The sequence below is a fragment of the Bacillus sp. EB01 genome (assembly GCF_000613125.1).
Lineage (GTDB): Bacteria > Bacillota > Bacilli > Bacillales > Cytobacillaceae > Bacillus_D.
Genome location: NZ_HG964497.1, coordinates 5,174,530 through 5,197,139, shown reverse-complemented (window position 1 = coordinate 5,197,139; position 22,610 = coordinate 5,174,530). Strand labels below are relative to the sequence as shown.

20 protein-coding genes and 1 pseudogene are annotated in these 22,610 nt (G+C 41.8%); 18 read left to right on the top strand and 3 right to left on the bottom strand.

The window, feature by feature from the left end; translation table 11 throughout:
• Positions 1-140: 140 nt before the first annotated feature.
• Positions 141-695 (top strand): thioredoxin family protein, encoded by a 555-nt coding sequence (locus TY16_RS24500; RefSeq protein ID WP_043934317.1) that lies wholly within the window; start codon positions 141-143, stop codon positions 693-695.
• Between the two features lie 108 nt (positions 696-803).
• Here TY16_RS24500 and plsY read toward each other — a convergent pair whose 3' ends face one another.
• Complete coding sequence (gene plsY / locus TY16_RS24495) at positions 804-1,436, bottom strand: glycerol-3-phosphate 1-O-acyltransferase PlsY (protein WP_043934316.1); 633 nt, start codon at positions 1,434-1,436, stop codon at positions 804-806.
• A gap of 741 nt (positions 1,437-2,177) precedes the next feature.
• Here plsY and TY16_RS24490 point away from each other — a divergent pair.
• The 3 genes from TY16_RS24490 to TY16_RS24480 all read left to right on the top strand — a co-directional run bounded on the left by TY16_RS24490 (position 2,178) and on the right by TY16_RS24480 (position 5,309).
• Positions 2,178-3,119 (top strand): diacylglycerol kinase, encoded by a 942-nt coding sequence (locus tag TY16_RS24490; protein ID WP_043934315.1) that lies wholly within the window; start codon positions 2,178-2,180, stop codon positions 3,117-3,119.
• Positions 3,120-3,255: 136 nt separating this feature from the next.
• Positions 3,256-3,807 carry a cysteine hydrolase family protein gene (locus TY16_RS24485; RefSeq protein WP_043934963.1) on the top strand — a complete coding sequence of 184 codons (552 nt, stop codon included), beginning with the start codon at positions 3,256-3,258 and terminating at the stop codon, positions 3,805-3,807.
• Between the two features lie 29 nt (positions 3,808-3,836).
• Complete coding sequence (locus tag TY16_RS24480; protein WP_043934314.1) at positions 3,837-5,309, top strand: nicotinate phosphoribosyltransferase; 1,473 nt, start codon at positions 3,837-3,839, stop codon at positions 5,307-5,309.
• A 60-nt stretch (positions 5,310-5,369) separates the two neighbouring features.
• Here TY16_RS24480 and TY16_RS24475 read toward each other — a convergent pair whose 3' ends face one another.
• On the bottom strand, positions 5,370-6,206 hold the full coding sequence (locus TY16_RS24475) for a hypothetical protein (RefSeq protein ID WP_043934313.1): 837 nt from the start codon (positions 6,204-6,206) through the stop codon (positions 5,370-5,372).
• Between the two features lie 85 nt (positions 6,207-6,291).
• On the opposite strand from TY16_RS24475, the gene TY16_RS24470 reads away from it, so the two are divergent.
• The 5 genes from TY16_RS24470 (at position 6,292) to TY16_RS24450 (ending at position 12,071) form a co-directional block, all read left to right on the top strand.
• Positions 6,292-6,912, top strand: coding sequence for a hypothetical protein (locus TY16_RS24470; RefSeq protein WP_043934312.1), 621 nt, complete (start codon positions 6,292-6,294; stop codon positions 6,910-6,912).
• A gap of 111 nt (positions 6,913-7,023) precedes the next feature.
• The gene (rlmD, locus tag TY16_RS24465; RefSeq protein ID WP_043934311.1) at positions 7,024-8,391 is read left to right on the top strand and encodes a 23S rRNA (uracil(1939)-C(5))-methyltransferase RlmD; all 1,368 of its coding nucleotides are present in this window, start codon (positions 7,024-7,026) and stop codon (positions 8,389-8,391) included.
• A 521-nt stretch (positions 8,392-8,912) separates the two neighbouring features.
• Positions 8,913-9,767, top strand: a complete 855-nt coding sequence (locus TY16_RS24460) for a hypothetical protein (RefSeq protein ID WP_043934310.1) — start codon at positions 8,913-8,915, stop codon at positions 9,765-9,767.
• 424 nt (positions 9,768-10,191) lie between these two features.
• Positions 10,192-10,680 (top strand): pyridoxamine 5'-phosphate oxidase family protein, encoded by a 489-nt coding sequence (locus TY16_RS24455; RefSeq protein WP_043934309.1) that lies wholly within the window; start codon positions 10,192-10,194, stop codon positions 10,678-10,680.
• Positions 10,681-11,087: 407 nt separating this feature from the next.
• Positions 11,088-12,071, top strand: a complete 984-nt coding sequence (locus tag TY16_RS24450; protein WP_043934962.1) for a tRNA dihydrouridine synthase — start codon at positions 11,088-11,090, stop codon at positions 12,069-12,071.
• Positions 12,072-12,451: 380 nt separating this feature from the next.
• On the opposite strand, the gene TY16_RS24445 is transcribed toward TY16_RS24450, so the two are convergent.
• Positions 12,452-13,075: a uracil-DNA glycosylase gene (locus tag TY16_RS24445; protein ID WP_043934308.1), complete on the bottom strand. Its 624-nt coding sequence runs from the start codon at positions 13,073-13,075 to the stop codon at positions 12,452-12,454.
• Positions 13,076-13,247: 172 nt separating this feature from the next.
• Here TY16_RS24445 and TY16_RS24440 point away from each other — a divergent pair, with 172 nt between their 5' ends.
• From TY16_RS24440 to TY16_RS24400, 9 genes and pseudogenes are all read left to right on the top strand, one after another.
• Positions 13,248-14,249: an LLM class flavin-dependent oxidoreductase gene (locus TY16_RS24440; RefSeq protein WP_043934307.1), complete on the top strand. Its 1,002-nt coding sequence runs from the start codon at positions 13,248-13,250 to the stop codon at positions 14,247-14,249.
• 304 nt (positions 14,250-14,553) lie between these two features.
• Complete coding sequence (locus TY16_RS24435) at positions 14,554-15,654, top strand: ABC transporter ATP-binding protein (protein WP_043934306.1); 1,101 nt, start codon at positions 14,554-14,556, stop codon at positions 15,652-15,654.
• Positions 15,651-16,466 carry an ABC transporter permease gene (locus TY16_RS24430; RefSeq protein ID WP_043934305.1) on the top strand — a complete coding sequence of 272 codons (816 nt, stop codon included), beginning with the start codon at positions 15,651-15,653 and terminating at the stop codon, positions 16,464-16,466. The genes TY16_RS24435 and TY16_RS24430 overlap by 4 nt, the downstream gene beginning before the upstream one ends.
• Complete coding sequence (locus TY16_RS24425; protein WP_043934304.1) at positions 16,456-17,259, top strand: ABC transporter permease; 804 nt, start codon at positions 16,456-16,458, stop codon at positions 17,257-17,259. Before TY16_RS24430 ends, TY16_RS24425 begins: the two co-directional genes overlap by 11 nt.
• On the top strand, positions 17,256-18,329 hold the full coding sequence (locus TY16_RS24420) for an ABC transporter substrate-binding protein (protein WP_043934303.1): 1,074 nt from the start codon (positions 17,256-17,258) through the stop codon (positions 18,327-18,329). The genes TY16_RS24425 and TY16_RS24420 overlap by 4 nt, the downstream gene beginning before the upstream one ends.
• Positions 18,330-18,758: 429 nt before the next feature.
• The gene (locus tag TY16_RS24415) at positions 18,759-19,202 is read left to right on the top strand and encodes a MarR family winged helix-turn-helix transcriptional regulator (protein WP_052342852.1); all 444 of its coding nucleotides are present in this window, start codon (positions 18,759-18,761) and stop codon (positions 19,200-19,202) included.
• Positions 19,203-19,223: 21 nt separating this feature from the next.
• Positions 19,224-21,047, top strand: a complete 1,824-nt coding sequence (gene ftsH, locus TY16_RS24410; RefSeq protein ID WP_043934302.1) for an ATP-dependent zinc metalloprotease FtsH — start codon at positions 19,224-19,226, stop codon at positions 21,045-21,047.
• A 100-nt stretch (positions 21,048-21,147) separates the two neighbouring features.
• Complete coding sequence (spxA, locus tag TY16_RS24405) at positions 21,148-21,570, top strand: transcriptional regulator SpxA (protein WP_043934301.1); 423 nt, start codon at positions 21,148-21,150, stop codon at positions 21,568-21,570.
• Positions 21,571-22,362: 792 nt separating this feature from the next.
• Positions 22,363-22,610 (top strand): annotated as a pseudogene (locus tag TY16_RS24400) (amino acid permease); the annotation flags it as partial.

The window sequence follows — 22,610 nt, the reverse complement described above, 5'->3', positions numbered from 1 at the left end:
ATAATATAACTTGGATATACTCGTCAAATTTAAAAATATTCCAATATAATAAAAGTAAGTAAGTGGAAAACTATGAACCAGGAACTTGATATCTTTAACAAGTGAGGTATGATGGAAGAAAAACAGAAAGGGTGGCTTGGATGGAGTTGAATAGCTGGTTTGAAAAAGGACTTACTGCAGATGGGTATATAGAAGGCATGGAAAAAAATAAAGAGAGCATGCTTAAAATTTTGGAGAAGTTTGAATTGGCCCAGCCTCAGAAAGCCCGACTTGAATCGCTGAAGGATAAAGAGCTTAGAGTCCTTGTCCTTACCGAGGACTGGTGTGGGGATGCTATGCTTAATAACCCAATCCTTATGAAGATTGCAGAAGTAGGCGGCATGGAGGTTCGTTTCCTGTTGCGCGATCAAAACCTCGAGCTAATGGACCAATATCTCACGAACGGAACATCACGGGCAATTCCAATTTTTATTTTCATAAATCGTGATGGAGCTGAATATGCAGTCTGGGGACCTCGTGCCCCGCAAGTTCAAGAGCTTGTCGAGCGGGGAAGAGCCGGGCTGCCAGCCAAGGAAGACCCTGATTTTGAAAGGAAGCAAAGGGAGTTTTACACGACACTGACTGAGTCTTACGTAACAGATAAAGGAATCTGGCAGACAGTTTCAGATAGCATTCTTGAAAGAATTACGGGTTAATAGAAAAAAGCAGCCAGTGCGGCTGCTTTATTCATTTTTTAGGAGCCTAAGTCCCACGGCGAGAAACCTTCATGCTATACCGCTAAGGGGCACTTGGCTTTTTCACCACTAGCCGAAAGGTAGTGTTCCTCCTCCTGAGGGCGGTATCCGGTCTTTCTTTAAATTCTTGTCGTTAATTTTCGGCTCAATTCCTAGAAGGATATTCCGGATGTTCGAGCGGTGCAGGAATATAAGAAGTAGAGTAAATCCACAGAACAGCAAGGTTAATCCTTCGGTTGGTACAAATAAGGAATAAATGAATAAAGACAGTCCAACTGAAATGGAACCGAGAAAAACATACTTTGTTACAAAAATGACTAGAAAGAATGAGACATATGCAACGACAAGCATGGGAAAGCTCGCAACAAGGAGAGTACCGGCAGTCGTGGCAATCGCCTTTCCACCGCGAAAGCCAGCAAATACCGGGAAGCAGTGCCCGATTACGGCAACTAGACCAAGGTAAAGAGGCTCAGCCGGAATTGAAAGCAAAAGCGGCAAAGACGCGGCCAGGGCTCCCTTGCCAAGATCGAAAATTAATACAAAAACTGCTGCTGCTTTTCCGAACACCCGCAATGTGTTAGTGGCGCCGGGATTATTGCTTCCGTGTTCACGGATGTCAACACCGTAAACCAGTTTGCCGACTATCAAAGCGGTAGGAAAAGAACCGATAAAATAGGCTGCCAGAAAATAGACTGCAATCATAGAATCATTCCTTTGCGCACCGGTATTGGGTTCCATTTTACCATAAGAATTGCATTATAATTACCTTTTTTGGAAAAATAAAGACATTCTTAGCTTCTTGTCCTTCAATAAAAATATATTCAGGACAGTTCAAATTAGTAGAAAGAAATTTTTATTTACTTGTAGGGATTGTCATATCTGTTCCGTCTAATAGTATGGGAGAAAAGAGGGGAGAAAGAGAGCAGTGATACTGAATTATATTGAAAGATGCTGGCCGGGAGTGACCATACTTTCAGTCTGGGTTAAAAAGGACACATAGATGAATATAAACTGGATTAAAGTCGTGATTTGAATGGTGATGCTTACGGGGGCGCTCTTGACTCTCCTGTTTAAAAGGAAAGGGAAGGCGCAGGAAAATGAGAATAATGCGGGGCGGTATGTTTTGAATGGGGCGGCACTCACAATTCATTAGTATTATTAAAGAAAAGGATCGTGCAGGCAGAATAGCTCTCCGCCTTAATGCTATCCTTGTAATTTTGATTTCGTTTCAACTTTTGTAAAAGGATTCCTGTCTATATAGTATAAAAAGCTTGCCTAAAAATTGGGAATGGTACCTCGCATGAATTTTCTTTACAAAAGATTTTTCCAGGGAGTATGATTAATATCGGACTTCCTGCAGAATTGCGGAAACATAAATTTTAAGCTATGATGGTAAATGGTGGAATAAGACTATTTTTGTAATTTATTATAAGGATGATACCGATGAAAAGAGCGCGAATCATATATAACCCAACATCCGGAAGAGAAGCATTCAGAAGGCACCTTCCTGATGTGCTTGAAAAGCTTGAAAAGGCTGGCTATGAAGCATCCTGCCACGCAACTGCCGGGGAAGGGGATGCGATACTGGCAGCAAAGATTGCTGTTGAGCGGAGATATGACGTTGTGATTGCTGCCGGAGGGGACGGGACCATTAATGAAGTAGTCAATGGACTTGCCCAGCAGGATTACCGCCCGAAACTGGGGATTATCCCGATGGGGACAACAAATGATTTTGCACGAGCCCTGCACATTCCGAGGGATATTGAGAGAGCAACTGATATTATTGTAAAGGGTGACCGAATCCCGGTCGATATCGGACGGATGAATGATAAATATTTCATCAATATTGCTGGTGGAGGACGCCTGACCGAACTGACATATGATGTTCCAAGCAAACTAAAGACCGTACTGGGCCAGCTGGCTTATTACCTTAAGGGTATGGAAATGCTGCCATCGATAAATGCCAGCCATGTTTGCATTGAATATGATGGGAAACTGTTCGAGGGAGAGGCCATGCTCTTTTTGATTGGTCTGACTAACTCGATTGGGGGCTTTGAAAAAATAGCACCTGATGCGTCTTTGAATGACGGAATGTTTTCATTGTTGATTCTAAAAAAGGTAAATCTTGCGGAGTTCATCAGGGTGGCTACACTGGCTATTCGTGGTGAACATATCAAGGATGAAAATGTCATTTATACGAAAGCTAATCGGATTAAAATCCGCTCTAATGATAAGGTCCTCCTCAATCTTGATGGGGAGTACGGGGGCTTGCTGCCTGCCGAGTTTGAAAATTTATACAGGCATTTTGAAGTGTTTGCTCCGTTGGACGCGCTTCGACCAGAAGACCTGCCAGCCGATTGGGTACCAGGAAAAATCTACAGCTAAAATGAAATCCCGCCGTGAAGGCGGGATTTTTACTATTCACTCATTTAGCATCCGAGAATACCGAGAAATGGCGTTGCTCTACCAGAATTGATACAATATTAGAAGAGATATTTATTTTATGAAACGGGGTGGCAAAATGACGAAAAGGGCTTTAATCAATGTCGATTATACATATGACTTCGTTGCAGATGCAGGTGCTTTGACTTGCGGTGAGCCAGGCAGGGCGATTGAAAAACGCATAACTGATTTAACTGAGGAATTCATTACGAATGGCGATTATACAGTCTTTGCGATTGATGTCCATGATGCTGGTGATGAACTTCATCCAGAAACAAAGCTGTTTCCTCCCCATAATATCCGGGGAACAAGCGGAAGGGACCTTTATGGTGCGCTTCAATCGGTGTACGAAGAGCATAAGGATGCGGAAAATGTGTATTATATCGATAAAACGAGATATTCCGCTTTTGCCGGAACAGACCTTGAAATCAAGCTAAGGGAACGCGGAATTACCGAGGTTCATCTTGTTGGAGTATGTACGGATATTTGTGTCCTGCACACAGCAGTTGATGCCTACAATAAAGGCTTTAAAATTGTTGTGTATAAAGATGCGGTCGCTTCCTTCAATCAGGATGGACACGATTGGGCGCTCGGTCATTTTACCGGTTCACTTGGAGCGGAAGTTAAATAAGAGATACGCAAATTGCGGAGGTTTTTTAGATGAAGCATATATATATGGATGACAGCTACGCCCTTCACACTGATTTATACCAAATCAATATGGTCGAAACCTACTGGAGAGACGGGATTCATAACAGGAAGGCCGCATTTGAATTGTTTTTCCGAAAACTTCCATTTGGGAATGGCTATGCTGTTTTTGCTGGACTTGAAAAAATTATTGAATATGTTAAAGGATTCCGCTTTTCAGAAGAGGATATCGACTATTTAAGAAATGAAGTTGGCTATGCTGAGGACTTTCTAGACTATTTAAAGGATTTGCGTTTTACCGGCAGGATTAGGTCGGTGCAGGAAGGTGAGTTGGTTTTTGGAAACCAGCCGCTTGTCAGGGTGGATACGACTCTTGCTGAAGCACAGCTTCTTGAGACAGCGCTTCTTAATATTGTTAATTATCAAACGTTGATAGCCACGAAAGCATCCAGGATTAAACAGGTTATTAAAGATGAAATTGCAATGGAGTTTGGAACGAGGCGGGCACATGAATTTGATGCGGCAATCTGGGGAACCAGGGCTGCCTATATTGCTGGCTTTGATGGCACAAGCAACGTCCGGGCCGGCAAGAAATTTGGCATCCCGGTTGCGGGCACCCATGCGCATTCCATGGTCCAGGCATACCGTGATGATTATACAGCATTTAAAAAATACGCTGAAACCCATAAGGATTGCACGTTCCTTGTGGATACGTATGATACGCTCCGTTCCGGGGTTCCCGCAGCAATTCGCGTCGCTGAGGAAATGGGTGACAGGATTAACTTTGGTGGAATTCGCCTCGACAGCGGAGACCTGGCTTACTTGTCCAAAGAAGCAAGAAGGATGCTTGATGATGCCGGATACAAAGATGCGAAAATTTTTGCCTCAAGCGACCTTGATGAAAATACGATTCTCCACCTGAAGGCTCAGGGAGCCAGGATTGATAGCTGGGGAATCGGCACAAAGCTGATCACGGCGTTCGACCAGGCTGCACTGGGGGCGGTCTATAAAATTGTCTCAATTGAAGATGAGAATGGTGTAATGAGGGATACGATCAAGATTTCCTCAAATCCCGAAAAGGTCACAACACCGGGACTGAAACGGGTTTATAGAATTATCAATAATACGAATGGTTACTCAGAAGGGGATTACATTACGATGGAAGATGAAAACCCGCAGAATGAGGGCCGTTTGAAGATGTTCCATCCTACCCACACCTATATCAGCAAATTCGTCACCAACTTTACAGCCAGGGAGATTCAAAAGGATGTTTTTGTAGATGGCGAGCTTGTTTATGAGGTACCATGCCTGGAGGAGACTCGCGAATTCCTCCGTTCGAACCTTGCGGAGATTTGGGATGAGTACAAGCGAACTTCTAATCCTGAGGAGTACCCAGTGGACTTGAGCCAAAAGTGCTGGGACAACAAGATGCGCAATATTGAGGAAATAAAGGAAAAGGTTTCGGCAATTCAAAAGAACCAATAAGTTGATGGTATACCTTGTAACGACAAAAGTGCCCCGGAGAAATACTTCCCGGGGCTGTTATTATTGAGCCGATTGTAAGTCATATTGCACTACATCTGACAGATGGGGGTTTTGGCCCTGCACATACATATCAACACCCAGCCAGTCCCCTGGTACTTCAAAACGAGTGACTGTAAAAAAGTACAGCCCTACTGTTTCGCGAAGAAGCCCAGCCTGTTTCCAAGGGACGGTATAAAATAAAGAGGAAGCTGGACTATTGTCAAAAAAGGGATAATCTTCATTTACATTGGGTGGGTCCCCAGCCTCGACAGCAGCAGTACTGGACTTGATTTTATCATGGTTGAAGCTTGGAACAGTCCAGGAAATCTGCCTTGCCATATGCTCAAGGAGTGTGTAGTGGGAATTTAACTGCAGCTCAATTCCCAATGGTTTTCCGGACATTGGATTAAAATCAAAGTGGTGTTCAGTTATAGCGAGATATCTATTGTTGCCCTCGTCAATCAGTTTCATATGAATCTGTTGAAGCGTCTTGAATTTGGGTAAAACTGACCCAGAATAAGACTTTACTCGTTTCTCATACTCTTCTTTTGTAAGGCGCAATTCACCATCACCGTTTAATTCCCGATAAATATCATTTTCCGCAACAACTTTTCCGTTTACACCCTTTAAGTTTTCTATCTCCCCCTCTTTCAAATGGGTAATGGACATGTCGGAAAAACCAAGCTGCTTTAGGTGCTGGAAATCGCTCTTAGAAACACTTCCTGGTTTTGTAAGCTTGCTATAATCCGTAACAACCGCGCTATGAGAAATTTGGTCGAGGTATGTGATTCCAGCATAAGAAAATAGAAAGATTGTAAGGGATCCAGCTATGCGGAGAAAGCTAAAATTAATTTTCAATAACGCCCCTGCTTCCTTGCGAAAGATAGTATAATAATACCAATATTATACATTACATCCTGAATTTATGTTAGGGGGGAAATCAATGGGATTCGGAATCTTGATTGCGGGCTATTTCTTTTTGTTTTTTAATTTTAATGTGGGGCCATTGAATATTTTTCCTGATATTGTTGGATATGCATTATTGGTTTGGGGAGCGAATGAAGTAGCAGGAAGGATAAGCAACGCTCATTTTTCAATTATAAAGAAAGCGAGCCTTCTGCTGTTAGCCCTGGGGCTCTTGGATTTATTTTTAAAAAACTCTTCGGTGATGAGTGGAACGGTCACCAGTCCAACGGTTTTCGGAAGAATTTTCTCGGTAATTTTGCTTCTGACTATGGTTTCCTTATCACTTTACTTTTTCTACAAGCTTACGAGAGGGATTAAGGAAGAGGCGCTAAAGGTCGAGGAAACAGCTCTTGCTGAAAAAGCCGATAAGGTGTTTAATCTTTATTGCATTTTCCAGGTTGTTCTGACTGGTATCTCCGCGGTAACGATCATTTTAGTTGAAAATCATACAACGGTGGATATAGGAGGCGCAGGCTTTTTTATCATCATTCCGATAATCATATTTATCATATACTTGTTCGTCCAGGTGAGAGGGCTGCTAAAGCGTTCTAATGAAAAGCTGGAGCCGCATTTTCCGATCATAATAAAAAGCGACTAGAGTTTTATCCCTAAATATAAGCAGAAGAAGCCTTGTTAATGAAACAGGGCTTTTCGCATTCCCCCTTCAGTTATGGTAAAATCCTTTTATCAAAATAGTGAGGGCGTTGGCATGAATAAACAAATCCCTGTTAAAAAGAATGAACATATTGAGGTGCGGTTTGAGGATTTAACCCACGATGGGGCAGGTGTCGCCAAAGTGGATGGTTTTCCGGTATTTGTAGCCGGAGCGCTTCCTGGAGAAACGGCAAATGTTAGAATCATTAAAACCCAGAAGAGCTATGCGATTGGCAAGCTGATTGAGCTCCGTGAAAAAAGTCCGTACAGAGTTGAAATTTTGCCTGGTGATGAACATAAATATGGCGGCTGTCAGCTTGAACATATGTCATATGAAGGCCAGCTGAAATACAAGGAAAATCAAGTCCGGCAGGTGCTGAGGAGGATTGGCAAGCTTGAGGATGTTGTGGTCCATCCCGTGCTCGGCATGAATGAGCCATGGCATTATCGGAATAAGGCTCAAGTTCCTGTTGGCGAGAAGGATGGCAAACTGATTGCGGGATTCTTCAAGCCAAGAAGCCATGAAATTGTTGATACAAATGAAAGCTTGATTCAGCTTCCTGAGGTGAATGAAGCAATTAACACTGTGAAGGAAATATGTGGAAGTGTTGGGGTCAGAGCCTATGATGAGCAAACCCATAAAGGGGATTTACGCCATATAATGGCCCGATACGGCAAGCAAACGGGCGAACTCATGATTGTGCTGATAACGAGGACAGCGGAGCTTCCCCATAAAAATAGGCTTGTTGAGGAAATCATCGCTAAACTGCCAAAGGTAAAGTCGATTATCCATAATCTTAATTCAATGCGAACGAATGTGATAATGGGCCCGAAAACAACGGTGATTTGGGGAAATGAGTTCATTTACGACTATATTGGTGAAGTGAAGTTCGCCATATCAGCATTGTCATTTTACCAGGTTAACCCTGTTCAGACAAAGGTGCTATATGAAAAAGCGCTTGAGTTTGCAGGATTAAATGGCGGCGAAACTGTAATTGATGCCTACTGTGGAATTGGTACGATTTCATTGTTCCTCGCACAAAAGGCGGGAAGAGTCTTTGGCGTTGAGGTTGTTCCACAGGCGATTGAAGACGCGAAGAGGAATGCCGAATTGAATGGAATCACCAATGTGGAGTTCGAGGCAGGGCCAGCTGAGGAAGTGATTCCGCGATGGTACGAAGCGGGCAATGAAGCGGACGTGCTCGTTGTCGACCCGCCGAGGAAGGGCTGCGACGAAGCGTTGCTGCGGACTATTATCGAAATGAAGCCAAAGAAGGTAGTTTATGTGTCCTGTAACCCGGGGACACTGGCAAGAGACTTGCGGATACTTGAGGATGGCGGCTATAAGACCGTCGAAGTCCAGCCTGTCGATATGTTTCCGCAGACGACACATGTTGAATGTGTGGCGCAAATTACTTTATAGTGATTGAGCCACGTTACTTATAACGACTAGGAATAGTTAGCCGAAGCGTTCCTTCAAGTTGGGAACGCTTTTATAGTTTCCAGACCGGCTAAGAGAAATTACTGAGGTTTCAAGTATTTATTTCATTTTCACTACACGTACCTACGCCACTTATCAACGGCATCAATAATTATTTATAGGCCCATTCAAGAAATTTTGCGACTTTTTGAAGGAGTTTATTTCAAGTAATTAAGAGAATAAAAAACTTCATTTTACCTCACAATAAAATGTATTGTCAATAAGGAGTTTGCAATTTTTTCGAAAAAATGTTACAATAGTCTTACAATTGTTTTTTAATCGTATTCCGAATTCCGCTGTATTTTTTGCAGAAAGAATTATGGATGCGTTTTTTTAATATATTTTTGTAAACCGAAGAAAAAATCAAACAGTTGTGTGAGCTTTAAAGGAATTGAGTTGAATAAAATTATCAATTTACTATCTAAAAGTAATCGAGTTTTTATTCTACAAGGAGGACTAGAATATTGAATCTAATCAATAAGAAAGTTACACACAAGCGTTTTGGCATGGGTAGTATAGTAAAACATAACGATTCTGTTATCGAAATTAATTTCGCATCGGAAAATAAAAAGTTTGTTTACCCCGATGTATTTGGAAAACACTTAAAACTGCATGATAAAATGGTTGCTAATTCACTTGAAAAAATTATACAAAAAAGGGAAACCGAACGACAGGAGGAAGAACGGAAGAAGGAAGAGGAAAAAAAACTACAACAAAAAAACCTGGAACTTCGCTTGGAACATGAAAAACTTATGAAAAATCATAAACTTCACCCCGAATCACAAATGGTTTTTTGGTGTGACGCAGAAGAACAGAATAATTCTTTTTCAGAGTGGAAGGTTTTTTCAGGCGTAATAAAAAGTGGCAATAACCAGGGAAAACCAAACAAACCGATCCGCTTGCACCAAAATAGCGCTGTCCTGTTAACAGCAGTAGATGCCGGCATGCCTGAAAAAGACAGGCGTATCTTAGGTGTCTATATGGTGAATGAAGATTTTATCGGTAAGCTTAGTGAAGATGGATATATTCCTGCGCATTCAACGTACAGACTCCAACTTACTGAACAAGAATCGGATCAGATGCATTTCTGGAAATATTATGTGAATGAAAAATATCCGAACAAAATGACATGGAATACAGGTAAATACCGTTATTTTGATAATTTATGGATGGCTCAAATTTTACTTGATATAGTTTCATTGAAAGTTGACCCAACAGAACGAGAGTTGGCACAGCAGTTTTTTGAGCATTTCTGTAAAATGAATCAGATAATAGACCAAGATTTACCTAAGCCTAATGGTGCATTAATGCGTATTTAAGATTAGCCCATTGATAGTAAGAATGACGGGGACTAAAGGATAAATAGGAATAAACTTAAATATAAGATACTTCCAGCACCTTTTATTGTGTCCCCGACATATACTCAGGACTGGTTGACAGTGCGAGATTAATTTTAAAAAAGGCAACTAACCCTATGGTTGTTGCCTTTAATTAATAATCATCGAACTAGGCCCTCTTATTATTTCTACCGGATAGATTCTCTCGTTTTGTTATTATTCTTCATAATGTCCGAAAATTTCTATATAAATTTTTAGGTTTGAGTATTCTACCATAAAAGGTTACCCTCATCTATCCGTTGGGGTAGTTTGGTTTGACTTAGTTAGAAAGTAATCCCCCGTACCTGAATAAAATTTGGTGTGAAGGGTAGTATACCTCTGAAAAATAGTAAAGGAGGTATAGGAAATGTCTAACATAATAAAACAAGAAGAAATGGAAACTTTAAGAGAGTTAATTAAAGATGTGGATACAGCCATGCTGACTACGGTAACTGATGAAGGTCTTGTTTCTCGACCTATGAAAACACAAGAGGTAGAGTTTGATGGTGACTTATGGTTTTTTACTAAAAAAGAGACTAATAAATATGAAGAAATTTTAGATGATCAGGATGTTAATGTAGCATATGCAGGTAAATCGTATGTTTCCGTCCGGGGAAAAGCAGAAATCGTTGAGGATTTAAACAAGAAAAAGGAATTGTGGAGCAAAGCATACGAGAAAATTATGCAAACTTCTTATGACGATCCTAACGTGGTCTTGATAAAGATAAAAGCGGAAGCAGCGGAATATTGGGAGACCGATAATTTTACGAAGAAAATCGCCTTTATGTATAAACACATGACAGGGCAAAATTCTAAATCGGCTGATATTAATGAAACAATTGAATTAAATAAATAATAGTAATGCTCATTTTTTATCATCCATTTAAAGTGCTTCTTTATTAAGGAATAAACCCAGCAGCATCTCTATGCGTTGTCAATAACAGTTTACACATGTTGAATCAGTCGCGAAAATAGTGTTAAATTAAGCAGAAACCGTATATGGTTTCTGTTTGTTTTTTGAGGGTTGGACTTTATTAGCTTGAACATGTAGCGGAGATCAGATCAGCTAATATTCTTTATTAGCCCTTTTAAGCGGAAGATGTAATGGTTTTAGGGGTTTGTGAAATTAAATAAACCTTTCCGACCAGTTGATAACAAGTGCCCAAGATGGTATTAGTGTAAAATAAGCAGGGGCATTTTGCTTTTTAATTTTGGGATAAGGGGTTGGCTGGAATCCCATAATGAAAGGATTTGAATGGCAATATGAAAGATAACTTTTGGCGTGATTTACCACGGCCTTTTTTTATACTAGCACCAATGGAAGATGTGACGGATGTTGTTTTTCGCCATGTAGTAAGCGCGGCAGCCCGACCGGATGTGTTTTTCACTGAGTTTACAAACAGTGAGAGTTATTGTCACCCCGAGGGAATTCGCAGTGTGCGTGGGCGTTTGACTTTTACAGAGGATGAACAGCCCATTGTAGCCCATATATGGGGGGATAAGCCTGAAAACTTTCGGAAGATGAGTATTGGGATGGCGGAACTTGGGTTTAAGGGTATCGATATCAATATGGGCTGCCCTGTACCTAATGTGGCACAGCATGGGAAGGGAAGCGGGCTTATCCTTCGTCCGGAAGTGGCTGCAGATTTAATACAGGCAGCAAAAGCAGGTGGATTGCCTGTAAGTGTTAAGACAAGGCTTGGCTACACGAATGTGGACGAATGGCGCGACTGGCTTACACACATATTGAAACAAGACATTGCCAACCTTTCCATTCATCTGCGTACAAGAAAGGAAATGAGTCAAGTAGATGCCCATTGGGAGCTGATTCCGGAGATTAAGAAACTTCGTGACCAAGTGGCACCAGATACACTTTTGACGATTAATGGAGATATTCTTGACCGTCAAACTGGCTTGAAGCTGGCTCAACAATACGGTGTTGATGGGGTTATGATTGGGCGCGGTATTTTTAAAAATCCATTTGCCTTTGAAAAGGAGCCGAAAGATCATAGCAGTAAGGAATTGCTTGATCTCTTAAGGCTGCATCTGGATCTACATGAGACATATTCAGAATTACAACTGCGTTCATTTAAGGCTCTTCATCGCTTTTTTAAGATATATGTCAAAGGATTTCGAGGGGCGGGTGAATTAAGAAATCAATTAATGAACACCGAGTCAACTGATGAAGTGCGGGCCTTGCTCGATAACTTTGAAGCAAAGAATTCCGATATAATGGGGGAACAGTAGAAGTACCCTATTTCAGCTAAAAGTTAAGCAGGTCCTAAGACTTATGTGTTACTCCAAATGTTAGAGTTTATACTTAGCAGTAGTTGGCTGGTGTGAAGGCGGTTTGAACCGTACTCATTCCAGCCAATTTTTGCTTAATAGCGAATATAGTGCTGTAAAAGGCTTTACAGCTGTTAGTGATCATACGACTAAATTAAATACACTTAAAGGTCAGTTTGAGGGTCTTAGACTTGAAATTAATGTATGGTTCTTCTTTGGTAGCGCACCTTGAATGTCTTTCATCTTACCCCATCACCGAGCGGAAAAATATGAAGAAATGTACAAATCAATTGTTTCGACTTTATGAGCAATATCTATAGCTTTTTACAAAGAAGGAGAGCTTAATCGGTCTCCTTTTTCTGTGATCCAGATTGTAAACTATTGTGCGATGGTGAATCATGAAGATAATGTTTGGCTAAAAGCTTCCAATCCTCTAAAAAGAGCGGCCAGAGATTAGGGCGGCGCCTTACTGCCAGTGGGTGGTAAGCGGCAACTGTTCTGAACCCATCAATAGTATGTACTTTGCCACGCAATGATTTCACATCAACTTCCTGGCTATGGAAAAAAGATTGGACAGCTATGTTGCCCAGACAAATGATAAATTGAGGTTGCTTTGACAATATCTGCTCCTTCAGGTGTTTTGCGCAAATTTCTCTAGTTGCTTCTTTATCATACTTTTTTATAGGTCTTCTTTTTAAAATATAGGTTACATATACGTCGCCGGCATTTATTCCGACCTCATATACAGCTTGCTGTAATGTTTGCCTTGTCCCACAGACAAAGGGCTTATTTTCCCTATCCTCGCGAGCTCCAGGGTTGTCCAATAGAATCATGATTGGAGCATATGGATTCCCTTCACCCCAAACCATTCCCGTACCATGTTTAATGAGCCCGCACTCATCACAATCCTTTAAATGTTCAGGTGGTGGTTCCTCTGGCCACAATGAGGTGCAAAAATTATGCAAATACTTGACCCTCCTAATTCATTCTCATTTTTATCATGCCCCTTAGCCTCAAGCTTTTTCATAACTAAACACTTAATAATAAGATATTTAGTTAAACAGGCAGATTAATCGGGTTTCAGAGGAAGATTGGTTACAATAAAGGAGAACCTTCTTATCGAAAGGAGACAATCTCTTGTCTAATTTAAATATACCAGTTTCTGTCCTTAACCTAGCTCCGATTCGCCAGGGAGAAGGCCCAAGGGAAGCTATAAATGCAGTAGTTGAACTGGCACAGGCGACTGAACAGATGGGCTATACCCGGTACTGGATCGCTGAACACCATAACGCACCGAATTTAGTCAGTTCTGCGACTTCCATTTTAATTAATCATACTCTTGAACATACGGAGAAAATCCGTTTAGGTTCTGGAGGAATTATGTTGCCCAACCATTCACCATTAGTTGTTGCCGAGCAGTTCGGTACAATGGCAACGATTTATGGAGACCGACTTGACCTTGGACTTGGCCGCGCGCCTGGTACTGATATGCTTACAGCTAGTGCATTGAGGCGATCAAAACATGACTCGGTCTATACATTTCCTGAGGATGTGAAAAGCCTTCTTAATTATTTTGGCTCTGATGAACAGCAAGGCTATGTCAAGGCCTATCCAGGAGTCGGAACCCAAATTCCAATCTACATTTTAGGCTCATCGACTGATTCCGCCTATCTGGCTGCAAGCCTGGGACTTCCGTACGTTTTTGCATCCCATTTTGCCCCACGCCACATGACGGAAGCAATTCAAATTTACAGAAATCGGTTCCAGCCGTCGGCTTATCTGGACAAGCCGTATATGATGGTATGTTTGAATGTCATTGCAGCTGAAAGTGATGAAGAGGCAGAGCGGGAGTCAACTACTTTACTTCAGTTTTTCCTGAATGTTGTCCGGGGTTCGCAAACGCCGCTTCAGCCCCCTATTGAAGATATAGAGGCAATCTGGAGTCCGCAAGAGAAGGAAATGGCCTTGTCAATGACCAGTGTTTCGTTTGTGGGGGGTAAAGAGACCATCCGTAGTCAGCTCCAAAATTTTCAGGATAAGTACAACATTGATGAGATAATGGCTGTGACCTACATGTACGATAGAGGCAAGCAAATCAGATCCTATGAAATCTTAAAAGAAGTAGTCGATGGAAGATAAGCAGGTCTAAATTAAACATGCATGTGTTCTATATAATAAAGAAAAATTACGAGAAGAGTCCTTCGATGACGAAGGGCTCTTTTTATGGAGCGGAAATTACAGGAAAGCTTAATCTATATAGTGGATAAAACGAAAAATTAACTACACTTTCCATATCGCATTTTGTCAATATATCGTTTCTTCTCTTTAATTTTTTTATATTAATAGTATAGTAATAAATTGAAGGAGTTCCATCACTGTTCATCATCAATTCAATTGGTATTTTTACCATGTTCTATAAAAACGTAACAAAAGGAGGTTGCACATGAATTCAACTATTATCCAGTTCAAGAACGTGACGAAGCAATATGATAACGATCAGCCAGTCCTTGATAATGTCAGCTTTGAAATTGAACGGGGAAAATTTTACACACTGCTTGGCCCTTCCGGTTGTGGAAAAACGACAATCCTAAGACTGATTGCCGGATTTACGGAAGCCTCACAAGGGGATATTTACTTCAGTGAAAGACGGATAAATGACGTTCCTGCCAATAAGCGGCAGGTGAATACGGTCTTTCAGGATTATGCTCTTTTTCCACATTTGAATGTGTTTGAAAATATAGCATTTGGGCTTCGGATTAAAAAAATGAAAAATGCTGAAATTACCGCGAAGGTGAAAGAAGCACTGGAGTTTGTTAATCTTGCGGGTTATGAAAACAGGGAAATCAGAGAGATGTCTGGCGGTCAGCGGCAGCGGGTTGCCATCGCACGGGCAATTGTTAACGAGCCTGAGGTTATCCTCCTGGATGAGCCATTGTCGGCACTTGACCTGAAGCTAAGAACTGAAATGCAATACGAGCTTCGCGAACTGCAAAGAAGGCTCGGGATTACGTTTATTTTTGTTACTCATGATCAGGAAGAAGCCCTTGCGATGTCGGATGAGATTTTTGTTATTAATAAGGGGAAGATTCAGCAAAGCGGAACACCTACGGATATTTATGATGAACCTATAAATCGGTTTGTCGCAGATTTTATCGGCGAATCGAATATTGTTCATGGCACAATGACAAGAGATTACCTCGTGGAGTTTACTGGCAAGCAGTTTGAATGTGTTGACCAGGGGTTGCACCCAAATGAGCCAGTCGAGATTGTTATCCGCCCGGAGGACCTGGAAATTACCGCAACTGAAAAGGGCAAACTCCAGGTCCGGGTTGATTCTCAATTGTTCCGAGGCGTTCACTATGAATTAAGCTGCTATGACAAGGAAGGCAATGAGTGGCTGGTTCATTCTACGAAAAAGGCAGCAGTTGGTGATGAAATAGGGCTTTACTTCGATCCCGAAGCCATTCATGTCATGAGGCTGGGTGAGACAGAAGAAGAATTTGACCGCAGGCTGGAAAGTTATAAGGATGGGGAAGAGCGATGAACCAGAAGCTGAATCGCCAGTTGTACATGCTTCCCTACTCACTCTGGATGGTTTTCTTTGTTATCGCACCAATTGTATTGGTTGTCTATTATTCTTTTCTAAATGTTGATGGCGATTTTTCATTGGCAAACTACCAGAAATTCTTCACTCCTGTCTATTTAAAGATGACATTGAGTTCCTTTTGGTATGCATTTTTAATTACATTTTTCTCTTTGCTAGTATCGTATCCAACTGCATATTTGCTGACGAAAACACGGCATAAACAACTCTGGCTTTTGCTGATTATCGTCCCATCCTGGATCAATCTGCTTCTTAAGGCATATGCGTTCCTTGGTATTTTCGGGACGTATGGAATGACAAATGCCTTTCTTGAAGCAATCGGAATTGGAACGCAGCAAATCCTGTTCACGGACTTCAGCTTCGTATTTGTTTCTGTATATATTTTCATTCCATTTATGATTTTGCCGATTTTCAATTCATTGAATGAACTCAACCCCGCGCTGATCGATGCGGCCAATGACCTTGGTGCTTCCAAATGGACGACGTTTAGCAGGGTTATTTTTCCGCTATCAATTGAAGGCGTGAAATCAGGCTGCCAGGTTGTTTTCATTCCAGCACTATCCCTGTTCATGCTGACAAGGCTTATTGCAGGGAACAGGGTAATTACACTTGGAACAGCAATTGAGCAGCATTTTCTTGTTACCCAAGATTGGGGAATGGGGTCAGTTATCGCAGTATTCCTGATTATTGCCATGTTTGGGTTTATGGCCCTGACAGGTAAAGGTAAGCGGGGTGTGTTGAATGGAAAATAAATCATCCGCTTTGGCGAAGTCATTTCTGGTTCTTGTATTTGCCATTCTGTACGCGCCGATTTTCTTTTTGATTTTTTATTCTTTTAACAGTGGCGGAACTATGTATGATTTCGAAGGATTCACACTGGATTGGTATAAGGAATTGTTCGGTGATACAAGACTGTTGATTATTGTACTAAACACGTTGGTTGTAGCGCTCTTATCAGCACTTTTTGCGACAATTATTGGGGTTGTCGGTGCACTTGGGATTCATTCCATGCGGAAGCGGTCTGCAAAGAATACATTTCTTTCATTAAATAATGTCTTGATTGTCAGCCCAGATGTCATTATTGGGGCATCATTTTTGATTTTGTTTACAATTTCCGGATATAAACTTGGGTTTTACTCAGTTTTGCTTTCGCACATTGCATTTAGTGTTCCGATTGTCGTACTGATGGTTCTACCAAAGCTTTCTGAAATGAGTCCGTCATTAGTCGATGCTGCAAAGGACCTGGGAGCGAGCAGCAGGGATGTGTTGGTGAAGGTAATCCTGCCGTACATTGCCCCTGGAATCATGGCTGGTTTTTTCATGGCTCTGACCTATTCGCTTGATGACTTTGCGGTGACATTTTTCGTAACAGGCAATGGTTTCAGTACACTGTCGGTTGAGATTTATTCATTGGCACGCCGAGGGGTGTCGCTGAACATCAATGCTTTATCGACACTTTTATTCCTGTTTACAACAATTCTTGTTGTTATCTATTACTTCATCAATCAGCGCCATAAGCCGACCTCGATGGGGGTGAAGCAATGAAGCAGCTAGTAAGAGTATTTGTTGGGGTTATTAGCGCTTCTGTGATTTTGTTGGCGATAATCTCGCAATTGAATTCTGCGGAAGGCTATTCAGGGGACAATACACTGACTGTCTATAACTGGGGCGATTATATTGACCCGGAGCTGATTGAGCGCTTCGAGGAAGAGACGGGCATCAGTGTGGTTTATGAAACCTTTGATTCAAACGAAGCAATGATGACAAAAGTCCAGCAGGGCGGCACTTCTTATGATGTAGCAGTCCCATCGGAGTATATGATTGATAAAATGCGGCAGGAGGACTTGCTGATACCACTTGACCACAGCAAGATATCAAACCTGAAAAATATTGATGAGCGATTTATGGACCTTCCATTCGATCCGGGTAATACGTATTCCGTTCCATATTTTTGGGGTACAGTCGGGATTGTCTATAACTCCTCGATGCTTGATGGGAGAAAATTCACAAGCTGGAATGACTTGTGGGATCCTGAGTTGAAAAACGAAATCCTGCTTGTGGATGGCGCTCGTGAGGTCATGGGAATGGGGCTAAACAGCTTGGGGTTTTCCCTGAATGATACCGATAAGGAGCATTTGCAACAGGCCAAACAAAAGCTTGATAAACTTACTCCGAATATAAAGGCCATAGTTGGAGACGAAATTAAAATCCTGCTTGCCAACGAGGAAGCAAGCATCGGACTTGTATGGTCGGGCGATGCTGCTGATATCATGTCTGAAAATGAAAATCTTGATTATGTTGTTCCAAGCGAAGGTTCGAATCTGTGGTTTGATAACATGGTCATTCCCAAAACCGCCAAAAATATAGAGGGTGCCCACCAGTTTATCAATTTCATGCTTGATGCCGAGGTTTCCGCCCAAAATACAGAGTGGGTAAGCTATTCGACGCCGAACAAGGAAGCTATTAAGCTAATGCCGGAGGAAATGACTGAGGATGAGCGGTTCTATCCTCCAGCCGAGCTGACGGAAAAGCTTGAAGTGTATGAAAATCTTGGGCAAAAGAACCTTGCTTATTATAATGAGCTATTTTTGCTATTTAAAATGCACCGGAAATAGGAATTGGCAGAGGTCCCAGTTGAAGCTGGGGCCTCTTTTTATAAATAAGAAAGAATATCTTTGATAACTGTCTAGCTCCACAAGGAAAGCTTCCCCGAAATTCATCGCACGAAATTACGCGATAGCGTAATGAGGAGCGCCTAGCGCCTAGTGTACTTCGGTCCCCTCGTTACGATAAGTCAACATCGATTCGCTTACGCTCATCGTGTTTCCTTTATCTCCTTCGAAGCCCTCCAGTCCATACGGCGCTGGGCACAAAGGAAAGCTACTAAGAATAATCATCGCAGGGACAGGTGCACTTTGCCTGTCACGAAGGCGCTTGCGCTTTTCTTGTATAAGTGTTCCAGTTTGATAATTATGCTAAAATAATATAATATATAATATATATGAATCATATATTTCTATATTTATATGCAACGGAGGGGAATTATGGATGTCATCGAATTTAAAAATCTCTTGTGGGACTATACAAGAAAAATAGGTGAACATACGAACATCCTTACACTTTCTCTTTGTGAAAATCTTGACTTAACTATAGTGCAAGTTAGAATTCTAGTCGAAATAAAGCAGCATGGCTCCCATACAATTGGAAGTCTTGCTCAACGTTTAAATATGGCTGGTACCAATATTTCAACAATGTGCAAAAAGCTAGAGGGGCTGGGCTACCTGGAACGAGTCAGGGATCGAAGTGACGAGAGAGTTGTTAAAGTAGCTCTAACTGACAAAGGGATTATCGCAGTTGAGGAAATGGACAAGATGTTACTAGAAAAAATATCCACGTCGATTAACGGAGTACCAGAAGAAACTTTGTATGTGATTATTAATGGAATGACGAAACTGAATGAAATTCTCGAAAATGTCAATAAACAGTAAAGACCAAAAGGGGATTGATTAATGAAGGTTCAAAAAAACCCGAAAAAGCCACTTGTTTACTATGTGCTTGTTTCAACGATGATAGTGTTGTTATTAAATGCGTTTATTTTTCCAGTCATTATGGAACGGAAAATAAAACAGGTTGATTATGGGACATTCCTTTCACAAGTTGAAAAAGGAGATGTAACAACTGTAGAAATTCAGGAAAAGCAAATTGGCTATAAAGTACCTGATGATGAGCGGACGTATGTGACAGGACGGGTGGATGACCCGGAGCTAGTCAATCGTCTGTATGAGGCAGGTGTGAAGTTTACACAGGTAATACCGAAAGAAACTTCACCTTTAATGAACTTTCTATTAACCTGGATATTGCCATTTGCAATTTTTATCGCAATTGCCCAATTCTTTATGCGTAAGATGCAAGGGAAAATGGGCGGAGGAGCAATGACATTTGGCAAAAGCAATGCAAAGGTCTATGTGGAAGCACAGACAGGCAAATCCTTTGCTGATGTCGCGGGACAGGAAGAGGCAAAAGAAGCATTAAAGGAAATTGTCGACTTCCTTGATAATCCGAAAAAATATAAGGAAATTGGGGCCAATATTCCGAAGGGTGCCTTGCTGGTGGGACCCCCGGGAACAGGAAAAACCCTGCTTGCGAAAGCAGTGGCTGGAGAGTCAAAGGTACCGTTCTTCTCAATTTCCGGATCGGAGTTTGTTGAGATGTTTGTTGGTATGGGTGCTGCCAGAGTGAGAGATTTGTTTAAACAGGCCCAGGCTAAGGCTCCATGCATAGTTTTTATTGACGAAATCGATACAATTGGGAAAAGCAGAAACTCTGGCGGAATGGGCGGAAACGATGAACGCGAGCAGACATTGAATCAGCTTTTAACTGAAATGGATGGTTTTGATGCGGATAAAGGCGTAGTTATCCTCGCGGCGACAAACCGTCCGGAAACACTTGATAAGGCACTGCTCCGACCGGGCCGTTTTGACAGGCGCGTTCCCGTTGAATTACCTGATTTGCCTGGCCGGGAGGCGATTCTGGACGTTCATGCTAAAAAGGTAAAGCTGGGAGAAGACATTAATTTTAATGCAATTGCCAGAGCAACTGCTGGTGCATCTGGAGCAGATCTTGCCAACATTATAAATGAAGCTGCCCTGCGAGCTGTTCGCTTTGGCAGAAAAATGATCAACCAAAGTGACCTTGAGGAGTCGGTAGAGGTAGTAATTGCTGGTTATCAGCGCAAAAATGCCATGATTTCGATGAAGGATAAGTTAATCATTTCCTACCATGAAATTGGCCATGCCCTGGTCGCTGCCAAACAAAGCCACTCCGCGCCAGTCCATAAGATTACGATTATTCCAAGGACTTCCGGCGCACTTGGTTATACAATGCAGATTGACGAAGGTGAGCGTGTCTTGCTCAGCAAGGAACAAGCTATAGACAAAATCACGACCTTCATGGGTGGCAGGGCTGCTGAGGAACTAATTTTCAATTCCATTACATCAGGAGCATCAAATGATATTGAACAAGCAACAAAAATTGCGCGTGCAATGGTCACCCGATATGGAATGAGCGATGAATTTGGAATGATGGCGCTTGAAACAGTCAATAATCCATATTTGGGCGGGGACACAACCTTGCTAGTTTCTCCGGAAACAGCTTCAAAAATTGATACTGAAGTTCTGAAAATTATTAAGTCATGCTATCAAAGGGCAAAACAAATCCTTGAAGAAAACCAGGATAAACTGCATGAACTGACAAAATATCTTCTTGAAAAAGAAACCATATCTGGCGAGGAGTTTATGATGATTCTTACTGGAAAGCCAAATGGTACCTTGTAATTTGACATAAATTTTTGGAGAGCTGTATAATTAATTTTAATTAAAAATACTCCAATTGAAGATATACAAATAAACTATAACGTTAGGGAGTTTTGTGTATATGGTTAACTTGTATACGTCACCTAGTTGTACGTCATGCCGGAAAGCGAAGGCTTGGCTTGAAGAGCACAATGTGGAATATATTGAACGAAACATTTTCTCCGAACCATTGACAACAGATGAGATTAAGGGAATTCTCTCAATGACGGAGGAAGGAACGGATGAAATAATCTCGATCAATTCGAAAACTTACAAGAGTTTGAATGTGAATTTGGAGTCTCTCCAGCTCCAGGAGTTGTATAAAATTATCAAGAATAACCCGGGTATGCTTCGAAGGCCGATTATTAAAGATGAAAAAAAGATGAACGTCGGCTATAACGAGGAAGAAATTCGCAGGTTCCTTCCCAGGAGTGTCCGGACTATCATTCGCCATGAAACACATCAAATGGCTGATGCGATTGAAAGCCAAAGCGTTGGAATGTAAGAAATAAATCCGAGAAGAAAGGATGGCAAATGCTATCCTTTCTTTTTTTATAGGCGATGTTATAGGTTATTGTAGTTCTTAAACGGAGTTGATTGTAGCGGAAGGCGCGAAGACTCGTTCGAAAATGCAAAAAACGCATTTTCTCCTACGGTGCTTTTTCAAGGATGATTATTGAACGTCCTACGGGAGAAAAGGTCAATGGGAGACCCCGCGGGCGTTCACGCCGAGGAGATAGAAAAGCGAGGCGACTGCAGCTCCGACAAGCGCTCCTCGAAAATGCAAAAAACGCATTTTCTTCGTGCGATGTCTATGCTTCCGAAGCATACTCTTGTGGGGGGCCTGAAGCAGAAGTCGCTCCTTGACTTCAGCTGAAGGACCGAAGCGACCGCGAGCTGTAACAATCATCGCTTTTCCAAAGCCATGATTGTTACAAGATACTCAGGATGCTTAGTCAAGAAGAAAACTAGCTAGGAGCCGCAGCTAGACAGGCCCCCAGGCCGCCCGTGGAAAGCGAAGCGTATCGTGACAGGCAAAGAACGCCTCGAGCCAGGCAAAGTGCCGCCTGTCTCTGCGATGTTAATTCACGGATGCTTTCCTTTGTGTCCCTGCGATGATTATTCTTGGAAGATTCCCTTTGTGGAGCGGAAATCAACAGAGTTGTTTAACATAATTTTTTTATAAAAAGAGATTACAGGCCACTGCACAATTGGATGGAGTAGCCATAGCCGAATTATTTTTCCTCTTTGGGCAAATAATATCCCTGACATATAAAAAAGGTTGGGGGAAAGAAACATGCAAAAAACGCAAAAAGGGCTTTCTGCAGTACAGCTTACGATGATGGCGCTAGGGAGTGTCATTGGGGGATCGTTTTTCCTCGGATCCTCTGTAGCAATTAATGCGGCTGGCCCTTCAATTTTAATCTCTTATATTGTAGCGGGAGCGTTGATTTTTATCATTTTATACGCTTTGTCGGAAATGACTGTGGCTGCCCCAACCGTTGGCTCATTCAGTACATTTGCCGCAAGGGAACTTGGGGCGGG

Bases quoted from the DNA above. Each gene is read 5' to 3' on its own strand.
- TY16_RS24500 (WP_043934317.1), top strand. From the start codon at position 141: ATGGAGTTGAATAGCTGGTTTGAAAAAGGACTTACTGCAGATGGGTAT.
- plsY (WP_043934316.1), bottom strand. From the start codon at position 1,436: ATGATTGCAGTCTATTTTCTGGCAGCCTATTTTATCGGTTCTTTTCCT.
- TY16_RS24490 (WP_043934315.1), top strand. From the start codon at position 2,178: ATGAAAAGAGCGCGAATCATATATAACCCAACATCCGGAAGAGAAGCA.
- TY16_RS24485 (WP_043934963.1), top strand. From the start codon at position 3,256: ATGACGAAAAGGGCTTTAATCAATGTCGATTATACATATGACTTCGTT.
- TY16_RS24480 (WP_043934314.1), top strand. From the start codon at position 3,837: ATGAAGCATATATATATGGATGACAGCTACGCCCTTCACACTGATTTA.
- TY16_RS24470 (WP_043934312.1), top strand. From the start codon at position 6,292: ATGGGATTCGGAATCTTGATTGCGGGCTATTTCTTTTTGTTTTTTAAT.
- rlmD (WP_043934311.1), top strand. From the start codon at position 7,024: ATGAATAAACAAATCCCTGTTAAAAAGAATGAACATATTGAGGTGCGG.
- TY16_RS24455 (WP_043934309.1), top strand. From the start codon at position 10,192: ATGTCTAACATAATAAAACAAGAAGAAATGGAAACTTTAAGAGAGTTA.
- TY16_RS24450 (WP_043934962.1), top strand. From the start codon at position 11,088: ATGAAAGATAACTTTTGGCGTGATTTACCACGGCCTTTTTTTATACTA.
- TY16_RS24435 (WP_043934306.1), top strand. From the start codon at position 14,554: ATGAATTCAACTATTATCCAGTTCAAGAACGTGACGAAGCAATATGAT.
- TY16_RS24430 (WP_043934305.1), top strand. From the start codon at position 15,651: ATGAACCAGAAGCTGAATCGCCAGTTGTACATGCTTCCCTACTCACTC.
- TY16_RS24425 (WP_043934304.1), top strand. From the start codon at position 16,456: ATGGAAAATAAATCATCCGCTTTGGCGAAGTCATTTCTGGTTCTTGTA.
- TY16_RS24420 (WP_043934303.1), top strand. From the start codon at position 17,256: ATGAAGCAGCTAGTAAGAGTATTTGTTGGGGTTATTAGCGCTTCTGTG.
- TY16_RS24415 (WP_052342852.1), top strand. From the start codon at position 18,759: ATGGATGTCATCGAATTTAAAAATCTCTTGTGGGACTATACAAGAAAA.
- ftsH (WP_043934302.1), top strand. From the start codon at position 19,224: ATGAAGGTTCAAAAAAACCCGAAAAAGCCACTTGTTTACTATGTGCTT.
- spxA (WP_043934301.1), top strand. From the start codon at position 21,148: ATGGTTAACTTGTATACGTCACCTAGTTGTACGTCATGCCGGAAAGCG.